General features: G+C 33.8%; 10 protein-coding genes and 2 pseudogenes. 6 read left to right on the top strand and 6 right to left on the bottom strand.

Features of this window, described 5'->3' with window-relative positions:
• Positions 1 to 268: 268 nt before the first annotated feature.
• From CD032_RS02590 to CD032_RS02570, 5 genes are all read right to left on the bottom strand, one after another.
• Positions 269 to 889: an NDxxF motif lipoprotein gene (locus CD032_RS02590; RefSeq protein ID WP_019469889.1), complete on the bottom strand. Its 621-nt coding sequence runs from the start codon at positions 887 to 889 to the stop codon at positions 269 to 271.
• A gap of 272 nt (positions 890 to 1,161) precedes the next feature.
• A complete protein-coding gene (gene ahpF, locus CD032_RS02585; RefSeq protein WP_019469890.1) occupies positions 1,162 to 2,685 on the bottom strand; it encodes an alkyl hydroperoxide reductase subunit F in 1,524 nt (507 codons plus the stop codon).
• 16 nt (positions 2,686 to 2,701) lie between these two features.
• Positions 2,702 to 3,271, bottom strand: a complete 570-nt coding sequence (gene ahpC, locus CD032_RS02580; protein ID WP_019469891.1) for an alkyl hydroperoxide reductase subunit C — start codon at positions 3,269 to 3,271, stop codon at positions 2,702 to 2,704.
• Between the two features lie 561 nt (positions 3,272 to 3,832).
• The gene (locus CD032_RS02575; protein ID WP_019469892.1) at positions 3,833 to 4,183 is read right to left on the bottom strand and encodes a helix-turn-helix domain-containing protein; all 351 of its coding nucleotides are present in this window, start codon (positions 4,181 to 4,183) and stop codon (positions 3,833 to 3,835) included.
• Between the two features lie 279 nt (positions 4,184 to 4,462).
• Positions 4,463 to 6,454, bottom strand: a complete 1,992-nt coding sequence (locus CD032_RS02570) for a catalase (protein ID WP_019469893.1) — start codon at positions 6,452 to 6,454, stop codon at positions 4,463 to 4,465.
• Between the two features lie 396 nt (positions 6,455 to 6,850).
• Here CD032_RS02570 and nfsA point away from each other — a divergent pair, with 396 nt between their 5' ends.
• The 6 genes and pseudogenes from nfsA (at position 6,851) to CD032_RS13255 (ending at position 11,694) form a co-directional block, all read left to right on the top strand.
• Positions 6,851 to 7,606 carry an oxygen-insensitive NADPH nitroreductase gene (gene nfsA, locus CD032_RS02565; RefSeq protein WP_019469894.1) on the top strand — a complete coding sequence of 252 codons (756 nt, stop codon included), beginning with the start codon at positions 6,851 to 6,853 and terminating at the stop codon, positions 7,604 to 7,606.
• 75 nt (positions 7,607 to 7,681) lie between these two features.
• Positions 7,682 to 8,248 carry a hypothetical protein gene (locus CD032_RS02560; protein WP_037540008.1) on the top strand — a complete coding sequence of 189 codons (567 nt, stop codon included), beginning with the start codon at positions 7,682 to 7,684 and terminating at the stop codon, positions 8,246 to 8,248.
• A gap of 549 nt (positions 8,249 to 8,797) precedes the next feature.
• Positions 8,798 to 9,832 (top strand): PTS sugar transporter subunit IIC, encoded by a 1,035-nt coding sequence (locus CD032_RS02555; protein WP_071560187.1) that lies wholly within the window; start codon positions 8,798 to 8,800, stop codon positions 9,830 to 9,832.
• A 12-nt stretch (positions 9,833 to 9,844) separates the two neighbouring features.
• Positions 9,845 to 10,521: pseudogene (gene sdaAB / locus CD032_RS02550) on the top strand (L-serine ammonia-lyase, iron-sulfur-dependent subunit beta).
• 12 nt (positions 10,522 to 10,533) lie between these two features.
• A pseudogene (sdaAA, locus tag CD032_RS02545) lies at positions 10,534 to 11,423 on the top strand (L-serine ammonia-lyase, iron-sulfur-dependent, subunit alpha).
• 91 nt (positions 11,424 to 11,514) lie between these two features.
• Positions 11,515 to 11,694 (top strand): hypothetical protein, encoded by a 180-nt coding sequence (locus CD032_RS13255; protein ID WP_071560188.1) that lies wholly within the window; start codon positions 11,515 to 11,517, stop codon positions 11,692 to 11,694.
• A gap of 132 nt (positions 11,695 to 11,826) precedes the next feature.
• Here the strand turns inward: CD032_RS13255 and CD032_RS02535 are convergent, their stop codons facing one another.
• Positions 11,827 to 13,209: an L-cystine transporter gene (locus CD032_RS02535; RefSeq protein ID WP_103211152.1), complete on the bottom strand. Its 1,383-nt coding sequence runs from the start codon at positions 13,207 to 13,209 to the stop codon at positions 11,827 to 11,829.
• Positions 13,210 to 13,617: the final 408 nt, after the last annotated feature.

Raw genomic sequence — 13,617 nt, 5'->3', positions numbered from 1 at the left:
ATAACATAGGATAACAAATACTTCTCTGAGAAAAAAAGGCATTTTATATTAAAAAACCTTACAATCGTGTAAGGTTTTTTACAAATATAAGTCAATATGAATCATATAATTTTAATTAAGCGCTGAAAAGGCTTTATAGTTCTGGAAATAGTTAATGTCATCATTTTGTAATGCATTTTGTTTAATTTGATATCAACTTAAAGTAAAATTGATAATTATTCAAAAATTGTTCACAAACTCAAGTGGTTACATAACGATGAATTGTATTTTACTTATCTATTGCATCACTTTTAATGCCCTTATCTTTAAGGAATTTTTTGATTTTTTCTTGTTTTTTACCATTTACGTCACCCGCTTGTTCTGCGGGTACGTCTACTACGTTTAGTTTATTTTGAGGTTGGTAGTTTACTTCTTCAATTTGCTTATCAGCATCTTTAATAGTGGTATTTAACGCTGTGAAATAGTTTATGATTCGATCCACATCGTCTTTATAACCTTTAGGTAGATGATTGTCTTTGACAAATTTTTTGAAACGCACGTCATTTTTAACTGCATTGTGTGATAAATCAGATAATCTTTTTGCTTGTGCATCTGTAATTTTAGTGTCCGTACCAGTTTGTTTATCTAATTTATATTGTAATAAATATTTATTATCGAGGATATCTGAATTCACATCCAAATATTTTTTAATCGCTTTGTTCATTTCCGCCTCGCTAATATTTTCTCCTTTTTGGTTAGAATCAAAGATATCATTTTCTGTAACTTTTTTTACATTTGAAGGGGCGTGTCTCTCACTGTGTTGCTTATCACCATTTGAATCGCCATTAGCACATGCTGTGAGCATCACAGTTAACATGAATACTAATGTTATAAGTATACTTTTTTTCATAAAACGTATTGCTCCTTTAATCATAGTCCGATTTATATATTAATTTATATGCTTTTGAAATTATAACCTAAGACTATCATTTCAAGCTATTGATTGATATAGATGTCATAAAGTTAAACGCACAATCTTTTGAACAAAGTTTGAAAATTCAAGTCTATACGTTTCATAATAGCGAAAAATTGTCGCTGCTATCACATAGAAGTTAAAACAACAAAAATAAAAAGGAGAACCAATTTGGTCCTCCTTTTTAATCTATTTGAATAGGGAAGTAATTAGTGTCGAATAATATAATCAAATGCATTTAGTGCAGCATTTGCACCTGCGCCCATTGAAATAATAATTTGTTTATTACGATCGTCTGTGACATCACCTGCAGCAAATACTCCAGGGATGCTTGTAGCATTTTTACGATCAATGATTATTTCATTTGCTTGGTTTAATTCAACGTAATTTTCTAACCATTCTGTATTTGGAAGTAGTCCGATTTGTACGAATATACCTTCCAATTCTATTGTGTGATCTTCACCAGTTGCTTTGTCTTGATATTTAAGACCAGTAACTGCATTTTCACCTAATACTTCAGTTGTTTGTGCATTTTTAATAATTGTAACATTTGGTAAAGAGCTTAAACGTTCTTGTAATACGTTGTCTGCTCTAAGCGTAGCGTTACGCTCAAGTAGGGTAACATGTTCTACAATACCTGCTAAGTCTATTGCAGCTTCAACACCTGAGTTACCGCCACCTACAACAGCAACGTTTTTATTTTCAAATAGAGGTCCGTCACAGTGCGGGCAGAATGCCACCCCTTTATTAATAAGGGCTTCTTCACCAGGTACTTCTAACTTACGCCAGCGTGCACCTGTAGCGATAATAACAGTTTTACTTTGTAATTTAGCATCGTTATCTAAAGTGATAACAATACCATTGTCTGTTTTTTCAATATCACTTGCTCTGACACCTGTCATGATATCCACATTATATTGTTTTACATGATCTTCAAGTGCAGATGAGAATTTAGGACCATCTGTTTCTTTGACAGTAATAAAGTTTTCAATTGTTGCAGTATCATTGACTTGACCACCAATGCGATCAGCAACAATACCAGTGCGCAATCCTTTACGTGCAGTATAGATAGCGGCACTACCACTCGCAGGACCACCACCAACGATTAACACGTCATAAGGATCTTTATCGTTGAATTCTGAAGGGTCTGCTTTACTACCTAGTTCAGATAATATATCTTGTACTGTCATACGTCCATTACCAAATTCTTCACCATCTAAATAGATAGCTGGTACTGCCATGATATCCTCAGATTCTTCTCTGAAAATAGCACCATCAATCATTGTATGAGTGATATTTGGGTTTAATAAACTCATTAAGTTCAATGCTTGAACGACATCAGGGCATTTTTGACAGGTTAAACTAATATAAGTTTCAAAATTGAGTGGGCGATCTAAAGCTTTAATTTGATCTATTACAGATTGTTCTTCTTTAGGCGCGCGACCACTTACTTGTAATAAAGCTAATACAAGTGAATTAAATTCATGACCCATAGGTAAACCAGCGAATGTAATACCTGTATCTTCGTCAGGTTTATCCACTGTAAAGCTTGGTGTACGTTTTAAGTCTTTCTCTTCAATTGTGATATGAGATGATGCTGCAGCAACTTCATCTAGCAACTCTTTTAGTTCTTTTGATTTATCATCTGTACCAAGACTTGCGCTTAGTACAACATCACCTTCCATTAATTGAAGTAATTGTTGTAATTGTGATTTTAGCTGATCATTAAGCATTCAAATCAATGCCTCCTTAGATTTTACCTACTAAGTCAAGACCAGGTTGTAATGTTTCTGAACCTTCTTCCCATTTTGCTGGGCAAACTTCACCTGGGTGTTGACGTACATATTGCGCTGCTTTAATTTTGTGTACTAATGTACTTGCATCACGGCCAATACCGTCTGCATTAATTTCAGCTGCTTGAACTACACCATCAGGGTCAACGATAAATGTACCACGTTGAGCTAGGCCAAGTTCTTCATCTAATACGTCAAAATTACGAGTGATTGTTTGTGAAGGGTCACCAATCATTGTATATTGAATTTTATTAATCGCTTCAGAGTGATCATGCCAAGCTTTGTGTACGAAGTGTGTATCAGTTGAAACTGAATATACGTTTACACCTAATTCTTGTAATTTATCATATTGATTTTGTAAATCTTCTAATTCAGTAGGGCATACGAATGAGAAGTCTGCTGGGTAGAAGCAAACAACACTCCAAGAACCTTTTAAGTTTTCATCAGAAACTTCGAAAAACTCATCTTTCTTTGGATCGTAAGCATTAGCTGTAAATGGTAAAATTTCCTTGTTGATTAAAGACATGTGAAACATCCTCCTATTTAATAACTTAGTGTTAGTTTAAGTATTATTGAATTAGATTATCATAATTTCTTAATTATAATAATTCTAATCTTTCGATTACTATTATTGCATGTAGCTATCGTTTCGTCAACATTAGAACCTTCAAAGCACATTGGTTTTAAATCGTGCTCGTTATTTGCATTGGAAGACAATAAAGTTAATTCAGCTACATTCAAAAATGAAAGCATATACATTATTTGTATTTTCTTTCACACTCAATAAATAACCTTCCTATTCTCAACTAAACATAAGAATTGAGAAGGAAGGCTATGAAAGTTTGATATGGTGGGCTTATAAAAATTGTCACAAATTTGTGAATGCAATTACCGTTTTCGGAATCTGTAATGATAAGCGAATATTACATCATTTTTAATGATAATTAATAGATTTATTGTTTCACACTATCATCGCATTTTCACATTTATTCAACGATTTCATACTAAAAATAGATAACTGTATTTATTGAATGATTAAATTGCATAGAGTAATTATTGTAATTTTGGGAAGCATCGCTTTTTATAATTAAACAAACGACTGTACCATCCACCAAATAATAAATGCTACAGGGAAGAATAACCACCAATAGTTAGATAAAAACTCCCAACCATTCATAGGTCGATCTTTCTGATTAGAAACTGGTTGTTGATAGGTTTCAATAATCGTCTTTTTTAATGCTTTATCTCCTTTAATGAGTTCATCTAAAGACACGTCGAATAAATCGCTCATTTTAATGAGCATATCAATACTAGGATAGACTTTGTTTAGTTCCCATTTTGAAATACTTTGACGCGAAATATTTAATATTTCAGCAAGTTCATCTTGTGACCAATTTTTGAGTTCACGTTGTTCTTTGATTCGTGTTCCAATTTCCATAGTTATCACTCCTTTTATTTGAAATTAACTGTATAACCATGTAATGTCACGCACTTAATCGTTTCCTATTATGCAACTCGAGGTTGCAATTGCGTATTTGAAGGTATTTTGGAATAAATAGAGTTTAAAATTAAATATTTAAATGTTTAGTATGTATTTACCCATATTTACATAAAAAAGACGAGAAAGAAATTAAACTACAATGAAAAAATTTCTTTCTCGTACTTTTGTATCATTAAATATATCGTTTAATGGACAGATGATTTTAATTGTATAAGCTTATCTGTCCCAATATCTTGCGCGTTCAAATGCTTGAACAATTGTTTGAGCATCATCTGAAATAAATACACCGGGTGCGTCCAAGTCTAGTTTTGCACTTGATAGTTTTTCTGATGCAGCTTGATTAACTATTAACGGTTTGTTGTGTTTGTAAGTAAGTTCAGCAAATGCCTCTGCATCCGGTGATAATTCTGTACCATCTGAAATTACAAACACACTATCAAATAATGTAGGGTGTGCAGTATCATACGTTTCAGTTATGCCGAAATCTTTAGTGATATCTTTAGGCTGCTTGCCTACAAAAGCATAGTTGAGTTTATTGTCGACAAATGTTTTGGCGTATGATTTTAATGTTTCTTCATCTATTTCACCATTCACTAGTACTGCTACAGAATGCCCAGGTAATGGTATATCGAATTTTTCCATTGTTAACTTACTATCTTTTACATCAGTTTGTACTTCTTCATTTTCTGCTGGCACTTCGACACCTACGTTTGCTGCGACACGTTCTGCCAATGTACGATCAACTTTGTTCAATTGATTTACTGCATTTTGTTTAACCACAGCTGATTTACATTTACCAATTTCAAATGAAAATCCGTCTACGGTATGGTCAAATTCAGGCTCTGTTAAACTGTTTAAATAAAGTTTAGCTTGACTGTAGTAGTCTTTAAAGCTTTCACTACGTTTTTGTATTTTACGGCCTTCAACTTTTTCTTGGTAATGTTCATAACCGCCTTCTTCTTTAGGTGTTGTGTGAGGATCGTTGTTGTTTAAAGCATTGTTGTGGTACGCTGTTTGTCCTTTATGGACATTCATTTGATGCATAGCGTCTCTTTGATTGTTGTGTACTTCGTTAACTGGTCGATTAATTGGAATTTGATTAAAGTTTGGTCCGCCCAATCTTGATATTTGCGTATCTGTATATGAGAATAAACGTCCTTGTAATAGAGGATCGTTAGAAAAATCAATGCCAGGTACGATGTGACCAGGATGGAATGCGGCTTGTTCTGTTTCATCAAAAACATTAGATACATTTTGATTTAACGTCATTTTGCCAACAATTTCAACTGGAACCTCATCTTCGGGCCATATTTTTGTTGGGTCTAAAATATCAAAATCAAAATCAAATTCTTGCTCTGGTCGAATGATTTGCAGACCTAATTCCCACTCAGGGTAGTCTCCTTTTTCAATTGCTTCATATAAATCTTTACGGTGGAAATCAATATCTTTACCAGATAAGATTTGTGCTTCATCCCATACCAATGATTCTAAACCTTGAACTGGTTTCCAATGGAATTTAACAAAATAGGATTGCCCTTTACTATTAACTAAACGGAAAGTATGAACACCAAAGCCTTCAATTTGTCTGAAATTTTTAGGGATTCCTCTGTCACTCATAGCCCAAACAGCCGTGTGCATTGTTTCTGGGTTTTGTGCGAAAAAGTCCCAAAATGTATCGTGTGCAGTGCCACCTTGAGGCATTTCATTGTGCGGTTCAGGTTTAACAGCGTGAATTAAATCTGGGAATTTAATAGCATCCTGTATAAAGAAAACAGGTATATCATTACCTACTAAATCAAAGATACCTTCATCTGTATAGAATTTTGTAGCAAAACCACGCACATCTCTTACCGTGTCTGGAGAACCTTTTGACCCTTGGACAGTAGAGAATCTGACAAACACTGGGGTAGTCTTTTCAGGATGTGTTAAAAAGTCTGCAGAAGTGTATTCAGATAAATCTTTGTAAACTTGAAATTCACCGTGAGCGCCAAAACCACGTGCATGTACGATTCTTTCAGGAATACGTTCATGGTCAAAGTGCATAATTTTTTCTCTGAAATGAAAATCTTCTAGTAAGCTAGGACCACGTTCACCAACAGTTAAGGTGTTTTCATCCTCGCTTACTTTAACACCATTATTCATCGTCATTGCTTTATCGTCATTGTTTTTTTCTACATTTTTTAATTGTTCCTGTTTTTTGTTACTCAAATGAATTACCCCCTTATTAATATCATTCCACATTAAATGATTTTGAAAACATTTCAATTTTTGAATTAGTTTTGAACGTTATTATTTTTTTAACAAGGTATTTTACAAAACGCCAAAAAGTTTGTAATAATGCGAAATCTGAGAGAAGAATTTTTAGAAATATGCTTTATGTGTTCATTTATATTATATGTGTTAAGATGACTTATTTATTTGAGTCACATAAGCGTTACATTCATGCTTTATTTTGTTCATATATTTTATGAATACCTAATATTTAAAAGGGGATTAACATTTAATTAGTGTGAAAAAGGGTAAACAAATAACAAGCAATTCACTGCGAGCTTTGTTAACATTTAAATACTATAAACACTTACATAAAAGAGGAGCGGATAATACATGTCTGATTATGTATACAACTTATTGAAAAAACACCATTCAGTCAGAAGTTTTAAGGATGAACCTATTTCAGAAGAACATATTAAAAAATTAATTGAGGCCGGGCAAAGCGCCTCAACGTCTAGTTATTTACAAGCCTATTCAATTATAGGTATAGATGATCCTGAAATTAAAGAAGACTTGAAAGAAGTGTCAGGTCAACCTTACGTGGTAGAAAACGGTTATTTATTTGTTTTTGTCATGGATTATTACAGACATGCAATTGTAAATGAAAATACTAAAAAAGATATGGCGACTTCATTTGAATCAGCAGAAGGTTTATTGGTCGGGACGATTGATGCGACATTAGTTGCTCAAAATATTGCTGCTGCAGCTGAAGATATGGGATATGGCATGGTTTATTTAGGATCACTGAGAAATGATGTTGAACGTGTGCGTGAAATTTTAGACTTACCTAAGCATACTTTCCCATTATTTGGTATGGCATTAGGTCTGCCAGCAGATGATGAAAATGGAAATCCTAAACCACGCTTACCACTTGAAAATATCTTCCATCACAATAAATACGACAGTGATAAAGAAACGCAGCGTAAAACATTGGCAGATTACGATGAAACCGTAAGTAAATATTATGCATCTCGTACAAATGGCGAACGTAATGAAACATGGTCAGAACAAATTTCTAATTTTATGAGTGCTAAGCAGAGACTAGATATGTTAGAACAATTGAATAAATCAGGTTTTATTAAAAAATAATTCACTGACAACTTCTGTTGCGTGTCATTTATGATGGATAGGTCATATTTAAGAAAGGGGTTGGTTATGTTGAGCATGTTTGATAAATTTTTTGGTAAGAAAGCGCATGGAAAGCATAAAGCGAATGAGCAATATATTTATTCTTCTAGCAGTAAACTAACCCCTCAAGAAGCTCAAGCCTATTGGGTGAAAATGGCCCAAAAGTTAGTTGTCGGAGCAATTAATTCCGTTGATCACACAGCAGAACGTATATTTATTCTTATTTCATTTAACGAAGATGATTCTACAATAGATATATTCTTCCAAATGGACGGCCAGTTAAGAATGTGGAATGATTTAGATAATCAAACGCATAAAAAAACTATATCTAATAGTTTAATTTCACAAGCTCCGAATCTCGTGAAGCATGTAAACTGTTTATATGATAGTGTTGATTTAACTCGTCTCGCATATTCACAGATTCAGTATGAATTTGAAAGTAAGGCATGGTATTTACACGATATTAGTGAAGACAGTGCCGAAGCGCATTTAGACAAAAACCCTGCATTTTTAAAATGGTTTGATGATGTGTCGAATACGATTGATTCCATTCCGTTAGATGGCAAACAGAAAATTACTTGGGGTCCCTTCAAACCGAGATAGTAAATATTAAAAAGTGACGATAAAATCATCTTTAATGAAATTATAGAAAAGCTATCGTTAAGAAAAATAATTAAGCATGAAACATTTTCATATTAAAAAGATTTATTAAGTTGATTATCTCAATATGACCAATGCTTTAAGCGTTCGTAATATTAGTAGTTTCGCTTAAACAGTAACCGCCAATTTCTATTGTAACAATATAGAAATTGGTGTTTTTTATGAAATTTTTGAGTTTGTTGCGCAATGACAGTGCTTAATATTTTATGATAATAAGAAAAATTCAGGTGTTTGTTCAAGTTCTAATAATTTTTGTATGCATATCCTGGTTTAAAGTTTATTCGCTTTCATAAATCCATTAACTTAATATAATAATCAATTTGTTAAATTGTTTATTATATTATATAAAATTCTCTATTTTGTGAATTTATTCACAAATATTTCATAAAAGTCTGTTTTTTTGCCGTTGTAAGTGCTTTCACAAAGTTTTATGATGTGGTTGGAAATAAAAAAGTGATAGATATCAATGAAAATAGAAAGAGGTTTGAGGAAATGGATATTATTTTAGGTGTAGGAACGCTACTCATTGTTTTGTTAGCTATGACGTTATTTTTAAACTTTGCACCTTATGGTAAGAAAGGGCTACAAGCATTATCGGGCGCTGCCTGTGCAACATTCTTACCGCAAGCATTTTTAAGTTATGCTATTGGTGGTGTTTTTGACATTAAATTTTTGCAAGAGATTGGTGACTTAGCTGGTAGTTTAAGTGGTGTAGCAGTTGGCTTTCTTACTTGTTTAAAATTAGGTGTCTCGCCAGTTTTTGCTGTAATTGTTGGTTTAGTACTTCATGACTTTAAATTACTACCTGCTTTTTTAGCTGCTTATTTAGTTTCTTTTGCTATTAAATTTTTAGAAAAGAAAGTCCCTGAAGGCTTAGATTTAATAACTGTAATTTTATTTGCCCCTGCTGTTTCATTCCTTCTTGCAAGTATTATGAGCCCTGGCGTTATCGCATTATTAAAACAAATTGGTAGTGCTGTGACGGCTGTTGGTGATAATAATCCTTATGTCTTAGCAATTATTTTAGGCCTCATTATTCCTGTTACAGGTATGACACCACTTAGTTCTATGGTATTAACAAGTTTATTAGGACTAACTGGTTTGCCAATGGCAATTGGAGCACTGACATGTACGGGTAGCTCATTTGTCAATTTCATTATGTTTAAACAATTAAAAATAGGTAACGCCTCTAAAGCTTTTGCAGTTGCAGTTGAACCATTAACCCAAATAGATATCATTGCGAAGTATCCTTTACAACTCTATGGTACAAATGCGCTTATTGGTGTGGTAAACGCATGTATTGTCACATTTAGTGGATTAGTAATCAATGTGACGGGTATGGCGACGCCAATTGCCGGTGCTATTGTACTGTTTGGATTTAATGATCCAATTAAGTCTGTAATAACGATTGTTACGGTATCAATTACTAGTATTTTATTAAGTCTAGTTATAGGAAAAATGATTAATAAATTTAATATGACAAGCTTAAATTTCAATCTACCTAGAATGAAAAAACAGACAAATTAAGGAGAGAGAAGAATGGCAAGAAAACAAGATTATCAAAGTGCTTTTGATGTTATTGGGCCAATTATGATGGGACCATCTAGTTCTCACACGGCAGGTGCAGTGAAAATAGGCAATGCTGCACGCACAGTACTACAATGTGAACCTCAAAAATTGTGATTCATTATTATGAATCATTTGCCTCCACACACAAGGGACATGGAACGGATTTAGCAATTATAGGTGGATCATTGGGTTTCAGTACATTTGATGAACGTATTAAAGACGCTATTTCATTTGCTGAAGCTCAAAATATTGATATAGAAATTATAGAAGAAACAAGTGCTAGCTTAGGTGAACATCCTAACTGCGCATTAATTAAATTAGATGGCAACGAACGACATGTGGAAATTAATGGTATTTCAATCGGTGGAGGTACAATCAAGATTAAAAGTATTCATGTGGACGGTCTTTGTATCCTTATGCATCACGCATTACCTATTTTGGTTGTAGATGGAGCAGCTAATATTTCATTAATTAACCATTTGATTAATGACTTGATTGAGTATGAAGTAGATATTAATGAAGAGATAAAAACAATTAATAATGACAATTGTTTATTGGCATTACACTTAAATAAAGCTTTAGATATAGATAGTTTAAGTAGGTTACGCGAGAAATATAAAGAATTAGATTTTTCATATATCTGTTAGAGGAGTGGCAATATGTATCATTCAATGCGAGAAATTATAGATTATGCAATGACGCACAACACAACATTTGCTGAAATGATGATTCGTGAGGAGATGGATTTAAAAGGGATATCGAGGGATGAAGTTCGTGCATTAATGAAACAAAACCTTGATGTTATGAGAGAAGCTTTAGAAAAGGGACTTTCTGGAGAAGGCGTAAAAAGTGTCACGAGTTATACAGGACAAGATGCCGTGAAACTAGATCGATATAATGAACATTACCATGCATTATCTGGGCATGATATGGTTGAAGCTTTAAAAGGCGCAATATCAACTAATGAAGTCAATGCTGCGATGGGAATCATTTGTGCAACGCCAACTGCTGGTTCTTCAGGTACAATACCAGGTATACTATTCAAGTTAGAAAAGACACACGGATTAACACAAGCACAGATGATTGACTTTTTATTTGCAGCCGCGCTATGTGGTAAAATCATCGCAAACAATGCAAGTGTTGCAGGTGCCATTGGTGGCTGTCAGGCAGAGGTGGGATCAGCCTCTGCAATTGCAGCGGCGCAGCAGTTGAGATATTTGGTGGAACACCTGAAGAAAGTGGTCATGCGATGGCTTTAGCTATCAGTAATTTATTAGGATTAGTTTGTGATCCTGTGGCAGGGTTGGTTGAAATACCGTGTGTTATGCGTAATGCTATAGGTTCAGGCAACGGACTAATTTCAGCTGATTTAGCATTAGCGGGAATACAAAGCAGAATACCAGTTGATGAAGTGATAGAGGCGATGGATAGAGTAGGACGTAACTTGCCAGCATCATTAAGAGAAACTGGATTAGGGGGTCTAGCTGGAACGCCTACTGGAGAAGCGATAAAGAAAAAGATATTTGGACAAACAAGTGTTGAATCTTAAAATAACTAGGGCCATATAACTTGCCAGCATAAAAAATTAAATTGAAAAAATACATGTTTCCCACTAAACTAAATTAAAAGAGGTGGGAGACATGTTACTGAAACTAGGGCTTATTTTTATTGTGTTTGTTATAAATAGTATCGTGACGTACTACTTAACTACGAACGGTACATGGGTCAACCTATTGTTGAAATCATTGTCGCTAAGTCTGACTATTGTCTTTATTTATAATTACGTAAAACTAATGATAACGATAAAACGACAAAAATAGTAATATGATTAAATTAGAATTGAAAATATAGTAAAAGTATAGAAATGAAAAAAGGTTGGAACGACAAGCGTTCCAACCTTTAATTATATTTATAAAAGATATCTTAAGTTCATAGTATGTGATGTCTTATTATTATGAACTTGTGATTTCACCGTATTCTTTTGAATGATAAGTGTCAGTATCTAAGTTGTTTGTCAATTTAGCTGTACCTGTACCTGCAAGCATAGAGTCGTTAACATTTAATGCAGTACGACCCATATCGATAAGTGGTTCTACTGAAATCAGCACACCAGCTAATGCAACAGGTAAATTTAAAGTAGATAATACAATGATAGAGGCGAATGTTGCGCCACCACCGACACCAGCAACACCAAATGAACTAATCACAACAATGCCGATGACAGATAATATAAATTGTAAGTTAACTTCGACACCAGCTGCTGGCGCTACCATGATTGCTAACATTGCTGGATAAATACCGGCACAGCCGTTTTGACCAATAGAAAGACCAAATGAAGCTGAGAAGTTTGCAATACCATCTGGCACACCTAAACGATTTTTTTGAGTTTGAACATTAAGTGGTAATGCACCAGCACTTGAACGAGAAGTAAATGCAAATAACAATACTTCAGATGTTTTCTTAACAAATGTAACAGGGTTTAGTCCCATACCCGTTATAATGAGTAAGTGAATGATATACATTACAATTAATGCCGCATAAGATGCGATTACAAATTTGCCTAACGTCCAAATTGCACCAAAGTCGCTTGTCGCGATTGTATTCGCCATGATAGCTAAAATACCATATGGTGTTAGACGTAGTACAAATGTCACAATCGCCATAACGATATTATAAATTGCATCGATACCGCGTTTAAGTAAATGGCCGCTTTCAGGTTGTTTACGCATAACACGTAAGAATGCAAAGCCAACAAATGCAGCAAAGATTACTACAGCGATTGTTGATGTTGTACGTTGACCAGTGAAATCTAAGAATGGGTTACTTGGTAATAATTCTAAGATTTGTTGTGGTAGCGTGTTCGCTGTCATATCCTTAGCTTGACTTGCGATTTCACTACCTCTTGAGCTTTCAGCACTACCTAAATCAATCGTAGATGCGTCTAAACCAAAGACAAGTGCTGAGATAATACCGATAATTGCTGCAATTGCTACAGTCCCAATTAAGAAAATGAAGATATAGATGCCAATTTTAGCAAATTTTTCTCCAATATTAATTTTAGTAAATGCTGAAACGATTGAAATAAAAATTAAAGGTATAACAATCATTTGTAAGAATGAAATATAGCCATCTCCAACTATACTAAACCAATCTGTGGTTTGTTTAGTGACCTTTGAGTCCACACCGTATATTAAATGTATGGCAATTCCAAAGACAATCCCGATGCCTAATGCTGTAAAGACACGTTTAGGAAACGAAACATGTCTTCTTGCCATTACATATAATCCGATAAGGAAGGCCATAAAAATAATGATGTTTAAAATTGTTAGTAACATAAAAACAAGACCTACGCTTTCTTTTATTTAATTTATTTTGTTAAATCCGATACGCATACTAAGGATAGTAGCAAAACGAATAATATTCAAGTCAATTACTCAAAAAAATTATAAAATTTATATGACTTTATTTTTGAAACAGAATCGGAAGGGCTATAAATATAGGTAGGGTGTGGTGTCAAGGTGTTTGTGGCTAAATTAGATAGAAATTCAATTTGGATGAAATTAAGGGAAGTTTTTGGTTTAGAAACTAAATAATCCATTAAAGGAAGAAAATGAAGTAACCGCAGTTTTGGTTTTGGAAAAACTGGTGGACATTTTAGACGCCTTTGGGTAGAACAATATGATAGTTAAACGAGGACTTAATTAGTCATAATAGCGCTGAATATTAGAAAAATAGTTACACAA

Origin of the sequence: Staphylococcus cohnii subsp. cohnii (genome assembly GCF_002902365.1) — a bacterium.
Taxonomy (GTDB): Bacteria; Bacillota; Bacilli; order Staphylococcales; family Staphylococcaceae; genus Staphylococcus; species Staphylococcus cohnii.
This window is presented reverse-complemented; position numbering and strand designations above follow the sequence as displayed.